Annotated in this window: 20 protein-coding genes; 8 read left to right on the top strand and 12 right to left on the bottom strand. The window is 49.4% G+C overall.

The window, feature by feature from the left end; genetic code table 11:
* Positions 1-2: 2 nt before the first annotated feature.
* Positions 3-350, bottom strand: coding sequence for a DNA primase (locus ACFYU8_RS07220; RefSeq protein ID WP_390294465.1), 348 nt, complete (start codon positions 348-350; stop codon positions 3-5).
* 267 nt (positions 351-617) lie between these two features.
* Here ACFYU8_RS07220 and pdaA point away from each other — a divergent pair, with 267 nt between their 5' ends.
* Positions 618-1,403: a delta-lactam-biosynthetic de-N-acetylase gene (gene pdaA, locus ACFYU8_RS07225; RefSeq protein WP_390294463.1), complete on the top strand. Its 786-nt coding sequence runs from the start codon at positions 618-620 to the stop codon at positions 1,401-1,403.
* Between the two features lie 71 nt (positions 1,404-1,474).
* On the opposite strand, the gene aspA is transcribed toward pdaA, so the two are convergent.
* Entirely contained in the window at positions 1,475-2,899 is a 1,425-nt protein-coding gene (gene aspA, locus ACFYU8_RS07230) for an aspartate ammonia-lyase (RefSeq protein ID WP_390294461.1), read from the bottom strand.
* Between the two features lie 159 nt (positions 2,900-3,058).
* Between aspA and ACFYU8_RS07235 the strand changes: the two genes are divergently transcribed.
* Together ACFYU8_RS07235 and ACFYU8_RS07240 are read left to right on the top strand one after the other, a co-directional pair.
* Entirely contained in the window at positions 3,059-3,568 is a 510-nt protein-coding gene (locus ACFYU8_RS07235) for a Gmad2 immunoglobulin-like domain-containing protein (RefSeq protein WP_390294459.1), read from the top strand.
* 362 nt (positions 3,569-3,930) lie between these two features.
* Entirely contained in the window at positions 3,931-4,677 is a 747-nt protein-coding gene (locus ACFYU8_RS07240; RefSeq protein ID WP_390294457.1) for a YwaF family protein, read from the top strand.
* Position 4,678: 1 nt separating this feature from the next.
* On the opposite strand, the gene ACFYU8_RS07245 is transcribed toward ACFYU8_RS07240, so the two are convergent.
* Complete coding sequence (locus ACFYU8_RS07245) at positions 4,679-5,557, bottom strand: LysR family transcriptional regulator (RefSeq protein ID WP_390294455.1); 879 nt, start codon at positions 5,555-5,557, stop codon at positions 4,679-4,681.
* Between the two features lie 145 nt (positions 5,558-5,702).
* Between ACFYU8_RS07245 and ACFYU8_RS07250 the strand changes: the two genes are divergently transcribed.
* A complete protein-coding gene (locus ACFYU8_RS07250) occupies positions 5,703-6,599 on the top strand; it encodes a DMT family transporter (protein WP_390294453.1) in 897 nt (298 codons plus the stop codon).
* A 60-nt stretch (positions 6,600-6,659) separates the two neighbouring features.
* On the top strand, positions 6,660-7,139 hold the full coding sequence (locus ACFYU8_RS07255; protein ID WP_390294451.1) for an SRPBCC family protein: 480 nt from the start codon (positions 6,660-6,662) through the stop codon (positions 7,137-7,139).
* A 94-nt stretch (positions 7,140-7,233) separates the two neighbouring features.
* Here ACFYU8_RS07255 and ACFYU8_RS07260 read toward each other — a convergent pair whose 3' ends face one another.
* Positions 7,234-8,832 (bottom strand): amidohydrolase, encoded by a 1,599-nt coding sequence (locus ACFYU8_RS07260; protein ID WP_390294449.1) that lies wholly within the window; start codon positions 8,830-8,832, stop codon positions 7,234-7,236.
* A 220-nt stretch (positions 8,833-9,052) separates the two neighbouring features.
* On the opposite strand from ACFYU8_RS07260, the gene ACFYU8_RS07265 reads away from it, so the two are divergent.
* A complete protein-coding gene (locus tag ACFYU8_RS07265) occupies positions 9,053-10,363 on the top strand; it encodes an MFS transporter (RefSeq protein ID WP_390294447.1) in 1,311 nt (436 codons plus the stop codon).
* A 62-nt stretch (positions 10,364-10,425) separates the two neighbouring features.
* Here ACFYU8_RS07265 and ACFYU8_RS07270 read toward each other — a convergent pair whose 3' ends face one another.
* From ACFYU8_RS07270 to ACFYU8_RS07300, 7 genes are all read right to left on the bottom strand, one after another.
* Complete coding sequence (locus tag ACFYU8_RS07270) at positions 10,426-12,162, bottom strand: ABC transporter ATP-binding protein (RefSeq protein WP_390297196.1); 1,737 nt, start codon at positions 12,160-12,162, stop codon at positions 10,426-10,428.
* Complete coding sequence (locus ACFYU8_RS07275) at positions 12,131-13,969, bottom strand: ABC transporter ATP-binding protein (RefSeq protein WP_390297193.1); 1,839 nt, start codon at positions 13,967-13,969, stop codon at positions 12,131-12,133. The genes ACFYU8_RS07270 and ACFYU8_RS07275 overlap by 32 nt, the downstream gene beginning before the upstream one ends.
* A gap of 205 nt (positions 13,970-14,174) precedes the next feature.
* Positions 14,175-14,450 carry a hypothetical protein gene (locus ACFYU8_RS07280; RefSeq protein WP_390294445.1) on the bottom strand — a complete coding sequence of 92 codons (276 nt, stop codon included), beginning with the start codon at positions 14,448-14,450 and terminating at the stop codon, positions 14,175-14,177.
* Between the two features lie 281 nt (positions 14,451-14,731).
* Entirely contained in the window at positions 14,732-15,082 is a 351-nt protein-coding gene (locus tag ACFYU8_RS07285) for a YolD-like family protein (RefSeq protein ID WP_390294443.1), read from the bottom strand.
* Entirely contained in the window at positions 15,079-15,450 is a 372-nt protein-coding gene (locus tag ACFYU8_RS07290) for a YhjD family protein (RefSeq protein ID WP_390294441.1), read from the bottom strand. The genes ACFYU8_RS07285 and ACFYU8_RS07290 overlap by 4 nt, the downstream gene beginning before the upstream one ends.
* Positions 15,447-16,688, bottom strand: a complete 1,242-nt coding sequence (locus ACFYU8_RS07295) for a DNA polymerase IV (RefSeq protein WP_390294439.1) — start codon at positions 16,686-16,688, stop codon at positions 15,447-15,449. Before ACFYU8_RS07295 ends, ACFYU8_RS07290 begins: the two co-directional genes overlap by 4 nt.
* Positions 16,689-16,859: 171 nt before the next feature.
* The gene (locus tag ACFYU8_RS07300; RefSeq protein WP_390294437.1) at positions 16,860-17,729 is read right to left on the bottom strand and encodes an AraC family transcriptional regulator; all 870 of its coding nucleotides are present in this window, start codon (positions 17,727-17,729) and stop codon (positions 16,860-16,862) included.
* A gap of 121 nt (positions 17,730-17,850) precedes the next feature.
* Here ACFYU8_RS07300 and ACFYU8_RS07305 point away from each other — a divergent pair, with 121 nt between their 5' ends.
* Together ACFYU8_RS07305 and ACFYU8_RS07310 are read left to right on the top strand one after the other, a co-directional pair.
* Positions 17,851-18,213 carry a VOC family protein gene (locus ACFYU8_RS07305; RefSeq protein ID WP_390294435.1) on the top strand — a complete coding sequence of 121 codons (363 nt, stop codon included), beginning with the start codon at positions 17,851-17,853 and terminating at the stop codon, positions 18,211-18,213.
* Positions 18,214-18,233: 20 nt separating this feature from the next.
* On the top strand, positions 18,234-18,719 hold the full coding sequence (locus ACFYU8_RS07310) for a GNAT family N-acetyltransferase (protein ID WP_390294433.1): 486 nt from the start codon (positions 18,234-18,236) through the stop codon (positions 18,717-18,719).
* Here the strand turns inward: ACFYU8_RS07310 and ACFYU8_RS07315 are convergent.
* The gene (locus ACFYU8_RS07315; RefSeq protein ID WP_390294431.1) at positions 18,716-20,215 is read right to left on the bottom strand and encodes a hypothetical protein; all 1,500 of its coding nucleotides are present in this window, start codon (positions 20,213-20,215) and stop codon (positions 18,716-18,718) included. The genes ACFYU8_RS07310 and ACFYU8_RS07315 overlap by 4 nt on opposite strands.
* Positions 20,216-20,337 lie beyond the last annotated feature (122 nt).

Genomic DNA, 20,337 nt, shown 5'->3' on the forward strand with positions numbered 1-20,337 from the left:
GATTAGTCGTCATCATCTTCGTCTTCATCTTCATCTTCATCTTCATCTTCGTCTTCATCTTCATCTTCGTCATCGGATTCTTCGTCATCGGATTCCTCGTCATCGGATTCTTCGTCATCGGATTCTTCGTCATCAGATTCTTCGTCATCAGATTCTTCGTCATCGGATTCCTCGTCATCGGATTCCTCGTCATCGGATTCTTCGTCATCAGATTCTTCATCTTCTTCATCTTCTTCATTATTGCCGAAGTACAATTGTTTCGTGGTACCATCTTCGTATTCGATTTTTACTTCCAATTCTTCTGCACCTTCACCGATGGCCTCACGTAATTGCTCCAACCATTCTTCCATGTTAACCACACCTCCTGCTAAAGATGATTACTTGGTAGCATTTGCCAACAGCTTTCTGTCGACTTTGATACTATATGTCGCGTTTCTTTTTCATGTATGGACAATTGTCTCCTCACTCAGGGAAGATTTTTACACAACTTGGAATACTGCTTTACTTGCGCCGCTGTTGCAGATGTACGTTTACATATTTGGAAGTAGACTGGACAAACTTTTGATGGAATCGCCTTGCATACATCATGACTTCGCTACAGAAGGGAGAGCTCATTATTGAAAAGACGATTTTTCAAAAGCCTGTTGATCGGGATTAGTTTGTTGCTGACAAGTGCCTTGCCAGTTGACTCGATTATGGCCTCACCAGACCACCCATACCATTTTGGATTTAAAAAGAGCAAGAATGGACAATTACCCTCTATCAACGAGGAAGGCTTTAAAGGCATTGTGGATCGACACGGGGCAGTTTTTTTAGGGGATACCACGAAAAAAGAGCTTTATTTGACGTTTGATAACGGTTATGAAAATGGCTTTACGCCAAAGATTTTAGATACACTTCTCGCCAAAAAAGTCCCTGCCATTTTCTTTGTGACAGGGCACTTTGTGAAGGAACAGCCTGAGTTGCTAAAACGAATGGCACAAGAGGGGCATCTGATCGGCAATCATTCCTGGAGCCATCCCGATATGACAACCGTACCGAATCAGAAAATCAAACACGAATTGACGAAAGTGAGTGATGCCGTTCAGCAAGTGACCGGACAAGCGAACATGCGTTATTTGCGACCTCCTAGAGGAATTTTCAGCGATCGCACACTTGCTGTCACGAAAGAACTGGGCTATACCAATGTCTTTTGGTCGGTTGCCTATAAGGATTGGGATACCAAAGTCCAGCGTGGGGCAAAATATGCCTATGATAACGTAATGGCCCAATTGCATCCCGGTGCTGTTATTCTGCTCCATTCTGTCTCCAAAGACAATACAGAGGCTCTCGGGATGATGATCGATGAAGCGCGCAAGCAAGGGTATGAATTCAAGAGCTTGGATCAGCTTCCGAAAAAGTAGTGCAAGCCTTTCTTTTTTGCAAGCAAAAACTCCCGCTGCTTCGCATGTACAAAGCGCGGGAGTTTTTTGGTTTAGTCGCGATCCAGCAAGGATGCTCCAGCAATACCTGGATGAGTCATTTCAAATGGATCGAGGATCAAATCTAGTTCTTCTTCTGTCAGTACATTGTGTTGCAAGCACAGCTCACGTACAGACTTACCAGTCAAAATGGCTTCGCGGGCAATGCGTGCAGCAGTCTCATACCCGAGATGAGGATTCACCGCAGTGATGACGCCTACGCTCTTTTCCACGTATTCTTTCATGCGCTCGCGGTTTGCTTCGATTCCTTCCAAGCAGTGGCGCGTAAAGACAGCGAATGCATTGTCCATGATGCTGATCGATTGCAGCAAATTGAAGACAAGCACAGGCTCCATGACGTTCAGCTCTAGCTGACCTGCCTCGGATGCCAAACAAATCGTATGGTCATTTCCAATGACTTGAAACGCTACCTGGTTAATGAGCTCTGCCATGACAGGATTGACTTTTCCTGGCATAATCGAGGAGCCTGGCTGACGTGCTGGCAAGGAGATTTCTCCCAGTCCAGCTCGAGGTCCTGATGCCATCAAACGCAAGTCATTAGCGATTTTAGACATATTCATCATGCAAACTTTCAGTGCTGCTGATACTTCTGTGTACGCATCTGTGTTTTGTGTAGCATCCACGAGATGCTCCGCACCTGTCAGCGGGAAGCCTGTGATATCGGCAAGATGCTTGACAACTGTCGTAATGTAACGAGGGTCAGCATTCAAACCTGTTCCTACCGCAGTCGCTCCCATATTGACTTCGTACAAATGCTGACGAGATTGCTTGATACGCTTGATGTCGCGCTCAAGCACCCGACGGTATGCTTCGAATTCTTGGCCCAAGCGAATCGGAACCGCATCCTGTAAATGCGTTCTACCCATTTTAATGACATCATCGAATTCTTTTGCTTTTTGGCCAAATGCGTCATGCATCGTATCCATCGTCACGAGCAGCTTTTCCAACAGGGTGAGTGTTGAAATATGAATCGCTGTCGGGAAAGCATCATTTGTAGACTGAGACATGTTAACATGTGTATTTGGGCTTAAGTGGAAATAATCCCCTTTTTTCTCACCAAGCATCTCAAGACCGCGGTTAGCGATCACTTCATTGGCATTCATATTGATCGAGGTACCTGCTCCGCCCTGGATCGGATCGACGATAAACTGATCATGCCATTTTCCTTGCATGATTTCTTCCGCCGCAGCGACAATCGCATTTCCTAACCGCGGATTCAATCTGGAAACTTCCATATTTGCCATCGCAGCTGCTTTTTTTACCATTGCCATTGCATTGATGAGAGAAAAATGAAGACGATACCCGGTGATTGGGAAGTTTTCCGTTGCTCGCATCGTTTGCACGCCATAATAGGCATCTACTGGAATTTGCTTCTCGCCGAGAAAGTCTTTTTCCACTCGAAACGTCTGTTGTTCCATTCTTATCAGACCAGCCTTCTAGGAATAGTGGTTGCTACTTCCCCTCCATTCTACCACAGTTTGACCTAGGAAGACCTATCCACCTGAAACACTCTTATTTGTTTTTACGTCTTACTATTTATAGGTACCATTTCATACCAGACAGAATCGAGGGATACCATGAAAAAAATGCTTTTGCTGCTGTTGACGATCGGCTTGCTACAAGGATGCACGAGTGGCACAAATAGCCCTTCCACTCCAACAGAACAACAGAAGCCACCCGTTGCAACCGAACCCGAGACACCTGCTTCTGAGCCACCCACAACCACGCAACCACCTACAACGGCTGAGAAGCCATCAACGGAACAACCTGACCAACAAGAGACTGTCTATGCCAATGATATTTTCCGCAATGTCACTGTGAAGAAAACCGCCCAGGACACGTTTGAAATCAAAGGACAGGCGCGCGTGTTCGAAGCTGCCCTCAATTATGTCGTAGAAGATGGACATAACGAGCTGACGCAAGGAGTCGTGCAAGCTACGACGGCTGCTCCTGATTGGGGAGATTTTACCCATACACTGAAAGTGAAAAAAGCGGAGCCGAACAGCACACTGACACTGATCTTGTTTGAAACAAGCATGAAGGACGGTAGCCGAAGAATGGAACTCATCATTCCGCTCCCGGAATAAGGTTTGCTAAAAAATCAGACCCTCTCTATTTAAAGAGAGGGTCTGATTGAAAGGGTCTATTATTAGATAGCAGTAGACAGTCAGTTGCCGTATGCTTTGCTGTGACTTTTACTCGCCTTGTTCTTCCTTGAAGCATTCCATGCAAAGTGCACCATTGTTCTCGATTTCATACTCGGTCAAGCGAACCTGGCAAGACTTGCATTGTTTTTCCGTGAGCACTAAGTTCAAGACTATATCTCCTCTCAATGATGTAACGTAGTCTATTTATATTATAACCAAAGATTTATATGAGACAAATAGCTATCTGTTAAAATTTCGTGAATTTTCAAATATAAAAAATAATAAACAAAGAGGAGACCATCATGACCTCACCCTATTTTTCACTTGTCCTGACAGGGGAGCCCTTTCGGCTGTTTTCCCCTTCCCACCTGATCACCTTGATCGTTGTGCTCTGTCTGGTCATCCTTACCTATTTCTTTCGGAAAAAACTCCAAGTCCCGTCAAATCAACTCGCCACACGCTACGTACTCGCGGGTGTCTTACTTCTGTCAGAGGTTTGTTATCAGCTTTGGCATTTCTATACCGAGAGCTGGACCGCTGCTTACACATTGCCCTTGCAGCTGTGTAGCGTGACCCTTCTTCTTTCTGCCATGATGCTGATGACGAGAAGCTACGGGTTGTATGAGATTACGTTTTTTGCCGGGATTGGCGGCGCCATGCAGGCATTGCTTACACCCGAATTATTTTATCCGTTTCCGCATTTTCGCTTTGTGCATTTTTTTGTAGCCCACGCAGGAATCGTCCTTGCTTGCTTGTACATGACGTGGGTAGAAGGCTTCCGTCCGACTGTCCGTTCGATTTGGAAAACGATGGGCTTTCTAAACCTGCTCCTGCTCGTCGCCCTTCTCGTAAACCAATGGACGGGAGGAAATTACTTATTTGTCTCGCGCAAACCGGACAATCCCAGTCTGATTGACTTTTTGGGCCCATATCCATGGTACATCGTTTCGTTGGAAGGCGTAGCACTCGCGTTGTTTTTCGTGTTGTACCTGCCCTTTGTCCGAAAGCAGCCACAGCGGCAGGATTTCAGGGGCGATTTGTCTGTCTGAATCACGCCTGTTGCTCATTTACCCATTCCGTTACAAACTGCAAAAAACGTTTGGCAGCCGGTGACTGCTTGGCAAAAGAGGTTGCTGCCACCCCCAACGAACGGTAATGCTCCCCTTCGAGCGGAATCATCCGGATATTTGCAGGCAAGCGGAACAATATCATTTCCGGGAGAATGCTGATCCCGAGCCCATTTTGCACCATCGCAATAATCGCATGATCATCTCCCACTTCATATTTGATTCGCGGCACGATCTGATACTGGGCCAGTAAGCGCTGTATATCATTGTCACAGCCCGTCTTCGGCATAATAAATGTCTCGTCGGCCAATTGATTCACATGCACCCGCTCCTCTCCATAGAGCGGGTGTTCGTCTGTCACCAGCAGATACATTTGATCCTTTTTTAATGGCATACATTCCAAATCCTCTGTTGTCGGTAAGGAGACGAAGCCGAAATCAATCTCTCCGGTTTGAATCCAGCTCTCAATCCCATCGTAATATCCTTCCATCAGCTTAATCTCGATTGCCGGATACTGATCTTGAAACCGTTTGAGGATTCCGGGAAGCCATTGCGTGGATACACTCGTAAACGTTCCGATTCTTACCGTCCCGACCTCCAACCCGTTGATGGCAAACACCTCTTGTTTCATCCGCTCATGACAGCGCAAGGTCTCACGCATGTACGGTAGCAGTCGCTCTCCATTACTCGTGAGGCTAATACCCGATCGTCCTCTCGTCAAAAGCGAAAACCCATATTCCCGCTCCAGACTCGCAATCGCATGGCTAATCGCTGATTGTGTCAGACCTAGTATTTCTCCAGCTTTGGTTAAGCTCCCCGACTCAATAACGGTGATAACTACCTCAAACTTATTCAAACTCACCTTTCTTCGTCTCCTTTGCATGAATCTGATTCATGAAAATCATCACAAACATTCATTTTTCTTATTTAAACGATACTCGTATACTGTTTATGGCGCAACACTGATTAGGACCCGCTTTTTCCCGGGCAAGGAGGCTCATCCCATCATGAAACCGCAAGTGAAAGCCGATTTGGCTATGATTTTGGTCACCCTGTTTTGGGGAACCTCGTATGTGTTTATGCAAATGGGATTGAAGGATTTGGAGACTTTCAATCTGATCGGCATCCGCTTTGGCATTGCTTTTGTACTGGCAGCCGCCTTATTCCATAAACGCTTGCGTGCCACGAATCGAAAAACATTGCTCCATGCATTCGTACTCGGTTCGCTCCTTTTCGGGGTTTTTGCCACCATCACGAACGGAGTAAAATCAACGACGGCTTCCCAGGCAGGCTTTCTCGTTAGCTTGACCGTTATCTTTGTTCCGCTCTTATCTATTCTTTTGAGAAATCGGCCAGAAAAAAGAGTCTTTGTCGGCGCTGGACTGGCCATGATCGGCATCGGCCTGCTCACACTAAGCGCTGAATTTCGCATCAGCCAAGGAGATCTTTTGTGCATTGCTGGCGCCCTCTTTTATGCGACACATATTACCGTAACAGGCCGATGGGCCACTCAATCGGATACGATCCAGTTGGGGATTTACCAGCTTGGCTTTACGGCACTGTTGGGCATTATTTTTTCGTTTGCGCTGGAGACTCCCACATTGCCGCAGACGACAGAGGCTTGGATCGCCGTCCTCGCCCTTAGCGTATTGTGCAGCGCAATTGGTTTCGTCGTACAAACGGTGGCCCAAAAATATACGACCGCTACGCACACCGGTGTTATTTTTTCCTTGGAGCCAGTCTTTGCTGCCCTGTTTGCCTTCTTGGTCACAGGCGAAACGCTGTCTGCTCGCGGGTACATAGGCGCAGGTCTCGTTTTGATCAGTGTGCTGATTGCTGAAATCGATGTGAAGAGCTTGCTGCGCACAAAGCAGCTGACAAAAAACCCGACTCACTTATCCTGAGCCGGTTTTTTTGTATGGGTTATTTGCTATGATAGAAAAAATGAGTTTGGAGGGATGTACTTGAACCAAAACAGCGAAACAAACAAAATCGCAACGCAAGTAGGAGAATGCGAGATTGCCATCACCCGCGTATTGGATGCTCCACGCGACCTTGTGTTTGATGCTTGGGCGAAAGAGGAAAACCTGTCGAAGTGGTGGGGACCTCGAGGTTTTACGACGACTTTTCAGAAGTTTGATATGAACCCGGGCGGTACATGGGAGTTTATCATGCACGGTCCTGATGGCGTTGATTTTCCCAACACCAACGTCATTGTCGAGGTCATCAAACTCGAGCGAATCGTCTTCAAACATGCTGTGTTTCCCCATTTTCTAGCGACAGCCATCTTTGAAGATCTGGATGGTAAGACCAAACTCACTTATCGCACAGTTTTTGAAGAAACTCCCGCTGTATTCGATAAGGTGAAAACATATGCCGTCCCAGGTGCCGAACAGACCATGGACCGTCTTGAGGAACTTCTGGCAAGTATGTCTGAAAAGTAGATCGTTCACTAAAACAGCGGCCGTCTAGGACTTTATTTTTCTTGTCCAAGGCAGCCGCTGTTATGATTTTCGGGGTCAGTTTACTACTGTTTTTTCAAGACGTGTAGCATACTTTTCCGCCAATGACCGTCATCATGACCTTTGTCGAGAGCAGTTCGTCTGGATCGATGGTAAACAGGTCTTTGGAATAGACGGTCATATCCGCATATTTTCCACGAGACAGCGTACCTTTGACATGATCCTCGTTCGTCACCTGTGCACTACCCAACGTAAACAGATGAATCGCCTCCTCCATCGTCAGCTTTTCTTGCGGGAAGTATCCATCGTGTGTTTCTCCTGGTGCTTTACGCGTGACCGCTGCGTGCATCCCCAACAGAGGATCGATTGGTTCTACCGGTGTGTCCGAGCCCGCAGCGCAAATGATTCCGTAATCCATCATCGTTTTCCAGATGTACGAGTGTTGGATCCGCTCCTGTCCTACGCGATCCATCACCCACGGGAAGTCTCCTGCGAGAAAACGCGGTTGGATATCTGCGATTCGATGAGGATGTTTCAAGCGGTCGAGCAGGTCTGGCCGCAAAATTTGTGTGTGAATGAGGCGATCCCGATAGGCGACTGCCGGGAACTGGTCCAAGCTGTCTAGCACCATTTCCAGTGCTTTGTCACCAATGGTGTGTACGGCGATTGGCATCCCGAGTCCACGTGCTTGTCGAACCAGCTCTGTCAGCTCGTCTTGCTCATGCACGGGATAACCGCTGGTGCTCGGATCATCGGCGTACGGAGCAGACAGGTAAGCCGTCCTGCGTCCCAATGCGCCATCTGCAAAAATTTTCACCGCACCAATTTGCACATGAGCGTTACCGTAACCTGCCGTCATGTTTAAGTCCCGCAGTTCATGCATATGCGGATAGTAGACAAGCAGGTTGCTGCGCAGCGCAAGCTCTTCGCCATTGATTAACTCATCATAGAGTCGATACGTTTGCGCCAGTCCGCCCAATTCACGTAAATCCTCCGTATGCGCTCCTGTCAATCCATGCGCCATTGCATAGCGAATCGAGCTGTGCAGGCTCTGCTTCAGCTGATCGTAGTCGGGCCTCGGGATATGCTTCGTAATCAGGTTGGAGGCTGTTTCCAACAACATGCCCGTTGGCTTTCCGCTCACAGGATCATGGACAATGACTCCCCCCGCAGGCACCTCCATGTCACGATGATAGCCACATAGCTCCAATGCTTTGCTGTTGACCAGATTCGCATGTCCACATATTCGTGCCAGAAGAATCGGGCAATGCGGTGCAGCTTGATCAAGCTCCTCGATGGTAGGGATACCGCCACCATCCGCGAACAAATTCTCATCCCAGCCGTAGCCCTGTAACCACGCATTTTCAGGTGTAGCTTGCGCTTTCTCTTTTAAGAGAAACAGCATCTCGTCTTTGGAGCGAGCTTTACTCAAATCCAGCTGCATAAAGGTGAGGCCGAGCCACCCCAAGTGCAGATGACTGTCAATCAGTCCTGACGTTGCGGTACATCCTTGCAGATCAAGGACCGTTGCATCACTGCCTCCGTATTGAAGAAGCATGTCCGCATCGCTGCCCAAGTCATAGACAATTCCATCCCGAACGACCAGAGCTTGTACGAACAAATGCCTGGAATCCCCTGTGTAAATGCGTCCATTTCTGAAAATGGTTGTCGCCATCTCGTGACCTCTTTTCTGTTCGCTTCTGTATTTTCGCATGCCTATCCTCACTTAATTTGTTTGCCGCTAGTCGTTTTCCTCCCTGAAATGAAATAACGTTCAAAAAATTGCGATCTTCACTATTCATTTGGAAAAGCATGGTGTTTACTCACTTCTCTGTTGAAAGCAGCAGCGGTGGGGCACGTTATGTTCATGTCCTATTTTTGCGCGGAGGGAACGTATGCAACAAAAAACAAAAAAACGCCTTCCACCCTTCCTTCAAATTCAGGAGTCCACTGGTCTGAAAATGTCGCGCCACGAGCCTTCTCATCAAAAGCAATCAGGTCGTCTGGACAATCAAGCCAAGCTGCTGCTCCTGGTCAACGCAGTATTCATTGCCGCTGGGGCGCTTTCCGGCACGTTTGTAAACGTCTATTTGTGGAAGGTAAAAAGTCAGTTTGCTCCGATCGCCTGGTTTACTTTTGCCGCCCATCTCGCTGGTGCACTTACCTTCTGGCTTGCTGGCTGGTACGTCAAGCACTTGAATAAAATGAATGTCCTGCGTGCTGGAATGGCGGTTTCTGCCCTTTTTTATTTGCTCGTTCTTCTGGCGGGTCCCAAAGCTGTCTCTTATACCGTACCGCTTGGTCTCGTACAAGGCATGGCGAATGGCTTTTTCTGGCTTTCTTTTAATGTGGTGTACTTCGAAATCACGAATGCCGACAATCGCGACCTTTTCAACGGTTGGGCGGGATTACTGGCTTCCATCGGGGGCATGCTCGCTCCATGGATATCAGGCTTGCTCATTACGCGGCTTCCGGGTAATAGCGGCTACTCCCTTATTTTCGGAATCTCTCTTGCGCTATTTGTCGTCGGCGTGTTCATCAGCTTTTTTCTGAAAAAACGCCAGTCGGAAGGGACGTATTCCTGGAGCTTTTCCTTGCGTTGTTTGCGAGAAGAGCCTGAGTGGCGCTGGGCGGCTGGAGCTTTAGCTGGTCAAGGACTTCGCGAAGGCGTATTCGGCTTCGTGATCGGTCTACTCGTCTACATTTCCACGAGAAGCGAGATGACTCTGGGCAACTACTGGCTGACTACATCTGCCGTCGGGCTTGTGAGCTACTTCCTGATCGCCAAATGGTTCGCTCCTCGCTATCGCAAGTGGGGAATGCTCGCTGGCGCAGTCATCATGTGGGGTATTCTCCTCGTGTTCTTCTGGAAGGTGAGCTTTACGACACTGCTTATTTTCGGGATTGCCGTGTCCATCGCTTATCCGCTGTATTCTGTACCCATGCTCTCCACGATTTTTGATCTGATTGGCACTAACGAAGAGAGCGCACGCAATCGTGTCGAGTATGTCGTGCTGCGAGAGTTCGCTCTGGATGTTGGTCGGCTCGTAGGGATTCTGATCTTTCTGCTGGTAACGTCCTTGAGCGTCTCTCCTCTTACGCTGAATTGGTTGATTCTATGTATCGGAATCGGTCCACTCATCGCATGGGCGTGCATGACCAAGCTCTTCCGTCACGTCCCTGCTGCTAAAAAAGCAAACAACTAAACAGGAAGTGCGCCCATGACAAAACCCGCTTCGGCTGACTACCTAGCGGGTTTGTCACTGATTTATGAAGACAGTCTCCAGCCACCTGTCGTTTGCTGTAGCTTCCAAAGCCGTGCATACAAACCGTTTTGCATCACAAGCTCATCATGCTGTCCCTGTTCGACGACCGTACCATTTTCCAACACGTAGATGTTGTCAGCATTACGGATGGTTTTCAGGCGATGAGCAATGGCAATAACCGTTCTCCCCTCGATAAGCGTATCGATTGCTTTCTGAATTTGCGCCTCATTTTCGGGGTCTAGGGAGGCTGTTGCTTCATCCAAGAGAATGATCGGGGCATTTTTCAAGATCGCTCGGGCAATGGAAATGCGCTGTTTCTCCCCGCCTGATAGCGTGCTTCCCCCTTCCCCTACGAGCGTATCGTAGCCATCGGGCAGCTTCATGATGAAATCATGGCAACACGCTTGTTTGGCCGCCGCCTCGACCTCAGCCTGCGTCGCATCCCTTTTTCCGAAGCGAATGTTGTTTGCAATCGTGTCCTGGAATAGATACACATCCTGAAACACCATCGACACGCGGGAGAGGAGTGCTTCCGGGTCCATATGAACAAGTGGTTGATTCCCCAGCTGAACAGTGCCTTGCGACGGGTCATAAAATCTGGCAATCAGCCTCATCACGGTGCTTTTTCCACTGCCGGACGGCCCGACCAATGCTGTAAACGAACCGACTGGCATATGCATGCTCACGTTGTGCAGGACATTCTTTTCGATATAGCCAAAAGAGACGCCTTCGAGCTTCACGTCGTTTTCCGCAGGCGGTTGCTGCTCGCCTGTCATAATCGGCTCCGTCAGTAACCGTACAATCCGCTCCCCAGCTTGTTCGTGGTAACGGAATTCAGCATAGTTGACGAGTGCCGCTGTCAATGGATCAAAGATACGTGTCCCAACCAGCAGGAACATGACAAACGTGATCAGGTCTATGCTGCCCGCTACGAGCAAATACACGCCGACCATGACCATGAGTGTGAGGCCAGCCCGGATAAAAGCAATGGCGGCCAGCACAATCGGTCCCAGCAAACCTTCGATCCGTATGCTCTGCCGCATGAACTCGCGAAAGGATTGCTCCAGCCGCACAAAGCGTTCTCCTGTCAGATTGTACGCCTTGATGACGCGGATGCCGTTCAAATATTCCTGCAAGCGATTGGCGGCGTCAATTTTGGCTCGCATATGTGTCGCTCCGAGCCTCCGCTGCAGTCCTGATGTCATCAGCACCAAAAGAATCGCAATGGGAAACGCAGCGAACAAGGCTAGTGCCATGCGCCAATCCACGAAAGAAAGACCTACGATCGCCATGACAGGCATGATGATCGCCCCCAACATTTGTGGTACGAGATGGGAAATCCCGTGCTCCACCATGGTGAAATCCCCCATCATCATATTGGCCAAATCCCCTGGGTCTCTTTTGTTCAAGTAACCGAGTGACAGCTTGCGAAGGTGCTCTGCGAGCTTGGTTCGCCCCTCAGCAGCCGTGCTGTAGGCGCCGCGAAACTGTGAGCGATACGCTGGAATTTCGCATACAAATAAAATCAGCAACGAGACGACCATCCATCCGCATACCCACCAGAGTCGCTCAATGTTCAATGGGGCACCCGGCTGAGCAAATGGTTCAAAAATCAATCGGGCAGCCTCCATCAGGAAGGCAAACGGCAATATTTGCGCAAGGTTGGCAAGTGTCGTGTACATAACGGGTTTGATCAGCGCCCGCGGCTTACCTGCTGTGATATTGTTCAGCATACTCATCTGCATCCGCACTCCCCTTTCCTTCGCCCATTTCCCAATCCTGCGCATCGGTGTAAGCCTTCCACATCCGCGCATAGAGCCCATTGGCCTCTACCAAGGATTGATGCCTTCCTTGTTCGATCAGCTTCCCTCTTTCCAGCACCAAAATTTGATCTGCATCCCGAATCGTTGACAGGCGATGCGCAATGACGATGACAGTTTTGCCCTTCATCAGCTCTGCCAGAGCCAGTTGCATCTCATACTCATTTTCTGGATCCGCAAAGGCGGTTGCTTCGTCGAGGACAAGAATCGGTGCGTTTTTCAGGATCGCCCGTGCGACCGCCACACGCTGCTCTTCTCCCCCGGACAAGTAGACTCCCCCTTCCCCGATCAGGGTGTCGTAGCCTTGCGGAAGCTTTTGAATAAAATCATGGCATTGGGCTGCCTTCGCCGCTGCATAGACCGCCTCTGGCGTTGCATCTGGCAATCCGATGGCAATGTTGTTGTAAACCGTGTCGTAAAACAAAAACGTATCCTGAAAGACGAAAGCAACGTTGTTCATCAAATCGGTGCTCGACAGCTCCCGAACGTCTACATTGCCAATGCGAATCGCTCCCTCCGAAACATCCCAAAATCTCGGAATGAGATTCGCTACCGTAGACTTCCCTGCACCAGACGGTCCGACCAGAGCTGTCACCTGCCCGTGCTTCGCCATAAAGGATAGGCGAGAAAGTGCCTCTCCTCCTGTTACCCCCTCTGTTGCGTAAGAAAAAGAGACGTTTTCAAACGCGACATCAAAGCTCTGTGGGCGCTGGGAGCTAAGCGGTTCCGCAACGGGTTGCTCTGCCAAAATCCGATCCATGCGCTCCACCCCCTCGCCAATGTCACGCAGGGTAGAGGTCAAAAACAAGAGCTTAAACATCGGTGCAGATACACCTGGCGCCATTACGAGAAAAAAGAGCAGAACAGAAGCAAACGCGACATTTTGCGGATCTTGGCTCAGCATGAACACCCCTACCGGGAGAATAAAGGCCGCAAATGAACCAAGGATCACTTTGAACACCAAAAATCCGTTTTGAAAATCATCGGTATGCTTGACGCAATAGTCCCGATAGGTGATCATGTCTGCATAAAAGCGGCGAAAGGAATGAACCGTCTGCCCGAATACCTTGATCGCTGGCATTCCGCGTACATACTGGACGGCAGATCCGTTCATCCGTTCTAGCGAATCGTAGTACCTCTTGATATTTTCTTTTGTTTTCGTCCCGGAAAAAGTGATGATTTGCACAATCAGTCCCAGTATGATTGGCACGACGCAGGCAAGCGCCAACCAGACGTTCAAGTAAAACATCACGCCGATCATGAGCACCGTCGTCACGACTACATGCACCAAATCCGGAAGCTGATGCGCGACAAACGTCTCAACCTTTTCCACATTTTGCTCCAATGTTTTTTTGACTGCACCGGTAGACGTTCCGTTCAGCCAGCCAAGCGGCAAACGACCGATATGCGAAGCCAATTTGACCCGCATTCCGTATAAAATGCGAAACGCAGCGATATGCGACATCATCCCGCCTGCATACATCATGACGAGACTTCCCACAAGCCCCAAAAGCGCTATAACTCCCCACCGAATCATGTAAGCCCCGTCCGCCATAGCGGGAGACGCTGCATGCGTTAACAGTTCGCGTAAAATGAAGTAGACAGATGCATAAGGCACCAACATGCAAATTGCGCTCAAGGAAGACAATATTGCCGAGACGACGAGCAATCCGCGCTTCTCATCCGCAATCTCCAGCAAGCGACGCACGCCTTTTTTGGGCTGCATCCCCGCTTTGCTCTCCATTGTCATTCTTGTTCTCCTCTCTTCTGCTTCCTTCTTTTGTCCTACTCCATATCATAATGTGATCTCCTGCCCTCTACCGCCGATTGCCGGATAGATCTTGCCCCTAGCCGGAGTATTTATGAACAACAAAAAACCTTTCCCACATGGAGGCTAGCTCCGACAGGAAAGGTTGCGTTGGTTTTTTCGATTATGGTTGGACTACTTTCGCTTTCGTTACGATGTGGTGACCAAGCGGCAAGCCGCGCTGCTCCAGCTCATCAGCTGTCACAATATGGAGCGTCTCACTTTTACACGGCATGGGCATCAATCCGCCCAATGGACTCATTACTCTTCCGATCGTGTCTGTCTCAATGAGCACGTACAGGCCTTTTTCCTCCAATTGTTGCATGAATTCTCCCCAACGCTTGGAAGTAATTTGATCGGCGTGCTTAGTGAATATGACACCCATTTCTTGTGCTAGCATGCAAAATCTCCTTTGTTCTATCCGTCAAATATATGCTTCAAAAGATAATCTAACAATACAGGGAAACCTCCCTTCTGGCAAAATCCGTGTAAGCCAAAAAAACACGAAAAACGGTTGTTTTTGACCGCTTTTCGTTTCAGGAATCTCGCATCTTCCTCGCACACACCGTTTCAACGTGGCACGCTGTTTTTTGCCACTTGCTTTTGAAAAAGAGACCTATTTTTGCTGATTTCCTGCGTGATTCTCATGCACCCCCCATCATGTACCTGCATTTCCTCGATTTAGAAGCTCGCTGCCAGCTCCACATGCAGCAGTCGGGCAAAAGGAACCCAATGAATCTCGGAGCCTGCCTGAAGCTTGAGACGTCGCGCTGCTTGATCAATATGGATAACGTGGGCGGACAGGCGTCGCGGCTCTCGCCCGTCATAATAGGTCAGCGTCAGGATACTCTCTGTCTGGAACGCCTGCCATACCAGCTCGCTCAAGGCACTGAGCTGCTCCTGATCCAGCTCGGGTGGTACATAACGACGCTCTTCTTCTTTTATGCGCAAATACATTTCCCGATGCTCTGGCAGCACAAATCTACTGGCCACGAATACATTATCCTTTTTGGACACGCGTCTTTCCCTCATCGCTTCTTCTCTCCTCGCTGATCATATCGGGTCCACAAATGGACGAGCTCCTGACACTCTGCCCGCAATACCTCAATCGTATAAATCGCTTCTCGAACATATCCGCGTTGTCGATAGTGGACGACATACATATGTCCCTGACGTCGTGAGCTGACTACTGTGCACCCTCGCTGCCGCAAGATGCGACGCAACTGGTGATGCTGTCGTTCCGCCCACCGCGAGAGCTCATCGAACATCATCTGATAAGAAAACTTCAACGGCACAATCCGCATCTGCCCCAGATCGACCATGACCGCCCGAAACAAAATGCCAAATAAAATATACTGGCGTATCAATTCCTGCTCGTCTGACACCATTGGCTCCGTCACTTGTAGTGTCCTCCGATCTTACGTGCGCGCTCTTTCGCCTGCCCCGCTTCCAAGACAGAGGCAGCACGCAAAATCGCGTCCTGACCGTATCGAGTCCGGATGTCATCCATTGCTTGCGCCAGTGAACGCCGCTTGTGATTATCCGTAAACAGATTCAGCTGGACGACGTTGTCAGGGACAAGCTGCCCCAAATTGACACCGATACTGCGGACGGGCGTTTTCTTCCAGTGGCGGTCAAACAAAAGGCAAGCGGCTTCGTATAACGTCATGGCATCATTCGTCTGCTCCGTGAGCTTCATCTGCCGTCCAAAACCCGCTCCGGCAGCCAAATCGGCTCCACGACAGCCCACAGACACAACGGAGCCCATCAGCTCCTTTTTCCGCGCCCGACGGCATACTTCCTCGCACAGCTCTAAAAGCACCACTTTGATTTCCGCAGCGGTATGGTAATCCCGAGGCAACGTCATGTGATGACCGATCCCTTTTTGTGAATCATAGGAATCCAAAGCCACAGGCGAATCGTCGATTCCGTGAGCCGTACGCCACAGTACTTCCCCGTTCACTCCCCAATGTCGGGTGAGGATGGCTGGCCTCATATCTGCAAGCTGCCCGATCTGATAGACGCCCATCCGATGAAAATGGCGCTTCATGCGTGAGCCTACCCCGAACAGCTTTTCAATCGGAAGCTTCCAGAGTGTATCCGCTAACGTTTCCCGCTTGAGCCAAAAAACGCCTTCTTCCCGTTTCTTGGCGAAATTGTCACAGGCCATCTTGGCCAGTACCTTGTTCTCCCCGATGCCTACCCGACAGTTGATTCCCGTCTCCATCCAGACGCGCTGCCGAATCTGTGCAGCCATCTGCAACGGATCACCAAATAGATGGACGCTGCCCGTCACGTCGAGAAACTGCTCATCGATCGAGTACGGCTCCACCTTGTCAGTAAATGCCTCGAATATGCGAGTGATTTGCATGGAGATGCGAATGTACATCTCCATGCGCGGACGAACAACGATGAGCTGGCGACACTTTTGCTGCGCCTGCCACAGCGCTTCGGCCGTGACCACTCCGTATGACTTGGCAATCGGACACGCTGCCAGCACGACTCCGCTGCGACGCTCTGGATCACCTGCGACGACAATCGGCTTGTTTCGCAGCTCTGGATTGGCCCCTTTCTCGATACTGGCATAAAAGCTCTGCATGTCGATCAAAAACACGATCCGCTTGTTCGCATTGGACACACGATCATCCCCTAAATAAGAACTTATGTTCCCTTATTGCTTTGTTCTTATTATAGCAAACAAACGTTCGCTTTTATGCCTGTCTCGCACAAAAAAAGTTGGTAATTATTTCTTCTCGGACAGACACACGCAGGTAGGTGTTCCGCCAGTGAGAGCGAATGCAATAGAGGGTTACTTTTTCACGACAGGAATCCAAATCTCACTTCGAAAGGCTGGTGATGAAATCTCTTTATTTTCGTTCCACAAAATTTCCGGACCGTTAGCCTGTTCATAACCAGAAGACAAAAACCATTCCGAATAAATGCGGCCCCAAACATCTTGCAGGGTGTCGGGAAAAGGACCTACGACTTCGAAGACGGCCCAGGTGGAAGCAGAGACCTCCAGTGCTGTCAGATTTTCTGGACATTCCTTTGTGGTGGCTACGCCGATATAGTGATCGAGCTCACCATATTCCAGCCGACCTTCTGAAAAATTCGTAGATGCACTGAGCAGTCCTAATGGTTCGACATCGGATAGCGATTTCCATTGATGAATCGTCTCCCTATCGAGCGAAGCCCACATGGCCGCAATCTCCGGATTGACCCCGTGATAAATCAACGGGACTCTTTTTTTCAAACCAATAATGCGAAATGCCTCTTTTTCTTCCATACGGTAGTTCATGGCACTGCCTCCTTTTATGGATAGATGAAAGGTCATTCGCGGATAAGCCTTCAAGGAATGGCCAATGTGCCTGGCTTCTGTCGGAGTGACTCCATGCACATTCTGAAAAGCTCTGGCAAAAGAATCAGCCGATCCGTAACCGTATTTGATCGCAATATCAATGACCCGCTCGTTGCTGTCCGCAAGCTCAAAAGCTGCAAGCGTAATGCGTCGGCGCCGGATGTACTCGGATAGCGGAACACCAGCGAGAAAAGAAAACATCCTTTTGAAGTGATACTCGGAGCAGCAAGCCACCCGGGCGATTTCTTTATAGTCAATCTCGCTGGTCAAATTGTCTTCGATGTAGTCCAGAGCCTCATTCAGCTTTGTAAGCAAATCCATGGTAATGACCTCTCTTTCCCCTTCAGAATAGCAAATGCCACATCAGGCAATCCGACATTTCGTGCACGATTATGACGGGTCCACCTTATGAAAAACGCCTATTGAAAGGAGCTCTATCACAATGACAACCACGTCCCCCCTGCTCCCCCAAATCGGAGCCATTTTTGTAGCAGTCAGCGACATCGAGCGCGCACGGGACTGGTACTGCCGTCTCTTGGGCATTCCCGCGGACGGTGAGATTATGTTCGGACATATATATGGCATTTCCTTACAAAACGGATTGACGCTCGTCCTAGATAGCAAAATCTTTCCGAAGCGCATCGCAGACGATGCTCCCTTGTTTCATTTCAACACACAAGATATTGAAGCCTCTTATGCATTTCTCAAAGAGAGCGGAGTCGAAGTCGTCGTTCCCATCCAGCATGGCCACTGGTTCAACTTTCGCGATCCCGACGGCAATCTGATCATGGTAAGCAAATGTTAAGCGGAAAAGGAGATACACGCATGACCATCCACTTGCGCCGCACTACACCGGCAGACATTCCCTTTGTATGCGAGGTAGAAAACGCGCCAGAGAATACCCCGTTCATTATTCCGTGGAGCGAAGAGCGGCACCACATCGCTCTAGACAACCCTGACATCCTCCATATGATCGCCGAAAAAAAAGAAACAGGCCACCCCGTCGGCTACGTCATCATCGCCGGGCTGACCAATCCTCATCAAAGTATTGAACTCATGCGTATTACAATCGCAGTAAAGGGGGAAGGCTACGGTCGCAACATCCTGCGTCAAATCAAGCATTGGGCATTCATCGAGCAAAAGGCCCATCGACTCTGGCTAGATGTAAAAGAAACGAACGACCGCGCCCGTAGCCTTTACGTATCGGAAGGATTTCGAATAGAGGGCACCTTGCGCGATTGCCTAAAATCAGGTGATACTTACGAATCCTTGATCATTTTATCGATGCTCACAACGGAATATGACGCTTAAGGGGAAAGTGGCTCTGGAGTCGTGACATACAGCCATTTGCCGTCGTTGCTAGCTCCCAACATAGATACACTTGCTGGCAACCCGTTCACCAGCACAGATTGTTGCTTACGATCGGCATCGAACGAAAAGAGCGACGGCACAGACTCCACTCCCTGTTCAGCTTTTTCCCAATCGATATAAACCAAATGATGAGTACCTGGAATCCATACCGCATCTGGCTTCATTTCCATCAGTTTGACGTCGCCCTTAAACACCCCTGCATTCCAATACATTTGATAGGCGCCATCCGTCGACTGGATATAGCCGGACCAAGCTTCTTTGGGAACGGGTGGATTCCAGCTGATCACTTTTCCTGACTGCCAATCGTAGCGTTGACGAAGCTCTTCAAAACTTTCTTCCTCTGTTCTCATTTCAAACGTCGCGTAACGTCCATCGTCCATAAAACTGACGGGCTGGACTTGCCCATTCATCTCATCTGTTGGAACCCATCCTTTGATTACACCTGAGAGGCGCCGTTCTTTTCCAGTCGCCAAATCGTACACAACCAGATCGAGATCCTTTTTCTGCTCGGTCTTGCCTACTGCCATCAATACATGCTTGCGATCATGGCTAAAGCTGGCTCCATGTACGTATCCATCTACCTTGACACGAGTGGCAAACTCGCTTTTCGATACTTCTGTCCCTTTCGGTGGATGAGCGAAAAAGAAGCCGCGACGATCTGCCATGAAGTCGCCTGCACCGCTATAGTTGTCAGTCAGCTCCACTGGATAAGCGGTCAGTTCTCTTGTCTGTGTGTCATAAATCGAATACAGCATGGGGAAACGGGCGTCGCACTCACAATATTCTGTAAATCGCTCCAGCAACACATACCGCTCCTCAGGGTCGATAAACTCCATGGGAGTCCTGACGGCAAAGTCCGTCATTTTTTCTTTCACCTTGCCATCCACGGAGACTCGCCAGATCTGAGACGGAGCAAACACCACCGCCTTAAAGTAATTCTTATCGTCCAATATGGCTCCCTTCGCTGTCTTCGCTCCTGCTACGTTCAAAACGTATTCCGTCCAGTCTCTGTCTTTGGCAAGCGTATCAGGAAGGGTCGAGAGCAGCTGCAGTTGACGGTCGTGCACCCAGTGAAACGTAACCATCGGCTCCACGTAACCCAAGCCCTCTTTCTTGCTCTCTTCCTGGGCATTTTTGCGGATAGCCGCTTCGACTGTTCCACGGTTCACGGCTTCCTTAAAAAAGAGGGTGTACGCCTGTGGTGCAGGTCCCACGATCGTTCTTCGAGGAGAGCGGAGCTGTGGAGCATCGTTTAGCTGAATGACCACGTCTTCTTTCATCGCCGCGTAGTCGTAAGGCAGTTCCTTTTGCTTCCATTCCTTTGTCGCTTGGCTGGTCGTATGGGAGGGGCCAGTCTGAGCAATCCGACTGTCCGTGGAAGATGCTTGCGCGAAGTCCGTTCCTGTCATGATAAGTAATGCGAATACGATGGACATGCTAATTCCCCGCATTTTTGGCAAAGACAAAAAACTCGCCTCACTTCCTAGAAAAATTTACCTTACAGAAGATAGACGTCGAGAGCCTACTTAAAGTTTCACCCCACAAAAGAAAAAGCCTC

This window comes from Brevibacillus sp. NPDC003359, assembly GCF_042878995.1.
Classification (GTDB): Bacteria; Bacillota; Bacilli; order Brevibacillales; family Brevibacillaceae; genus Brevibacillus.

Coding starts and splice junctions, on each gene's coding strand:
- ACFYU8_RS07300 (WP_390294437.1), bottom strand. CDS start 17,729: ATGGATTTGCTTACAAAGCTGAATGAGGCTCTGGACTACATCGAAGAC.
- aspA (WP_390294461.1), bottom strand. CDS start 2,899: ATGGAACAACAGACGTTTCGAGTGGAAAAAGACTTTCTCGGCGAGAAG.
- ACFYU8_RS07305 (WP_390294435.1), top strand. CDS start 17,851: ATGACAACCACGTCCCCCCTGCTCCCCCAAATCGGAGCCATTTTTGTA.
- ACFYU8_RS07270 (WP_390297196.1), bottom strand. CDS start 12,162: ATGAGTATGCTGAACAATATCACAGCAGGTAAGCCGCGGGCGCTGATC.
- ACFYU8_RS07285 (WP_390294443.1), bottom strand. CDS start 15,082: ATGAGGGAAAGACGCGTGTCCAAAAAGGATAATGTATTCGTGGCCAGT.
- ACFYU8_RS07315 (WP_390294431.1), bottom strand. CDS start 20,215: ATGTCCATCGTATTCGCATTACTTATCATGACAGGAACGGACTTCGCG.
- ACFYU8_RS07235 (WP_390294459.1), top strand. CDS start 3,059: ATGAAAAAAATGCTTTTGCTGCTGTTGACGATCGGCTTGCTACAAGGA.
- ACFYU8_RS07275 (WP_390297193.1), bottom strand. CDS start 13,969: ATGCAGCCCAAAAAAGGCGTGCGTCGCTTGCTGGAGATTGCGGATGAG.
- ACFYU8_RS07265 (WP_390294447.1), top strand. CDS start 9,053: ATGCAACAAAAAACAAAAAAACGCCTTCCACCCTTCCTTCAAATTCAG.
- ACFYU8_RS07250 (WP_390294453.1), top strand. CDS start 5,703: ATGAAACCGCAAGTGAAAGCCGATTTGGCTATGATTTTGGTCACCCTG.
- ACFYU8_RS07240 (WP_390294457.1), top strand. CDS start 3,931: ATGACCTCACCCTATTTTTCACTTGTCCTGACAGGGGAGCCCTTTCGG.
- ACFYU8_RS07310 (WP_390294433.1), top strand. CDS start 18,234: ATGACCATCCACTTGCGCCGCACTACACCGGCAGACATTCCCTTTGTA.
- ACFYU8_RS07280 (WP_390294445.1), bottom strand. CDS start 14,450: ATGCTAGCACAAGAAATGGGTGTCATATTCACTAAGCACGCCGATCAA.
- ACFYU8_RS07260 (WP_390294449.1), bottom strand. CDS start 8,832: ATGGCGACAACCATTTTCAGAAATGGACGCATTTACACAGGGGATTCC.
- ACFYU8_RS07220 (WP_390294465.1), bottom strand. CDS start 350: ATGGAAGAATGGTTGGAGCAATTACGTGAGGCCATCGGTGAAGGTGCA.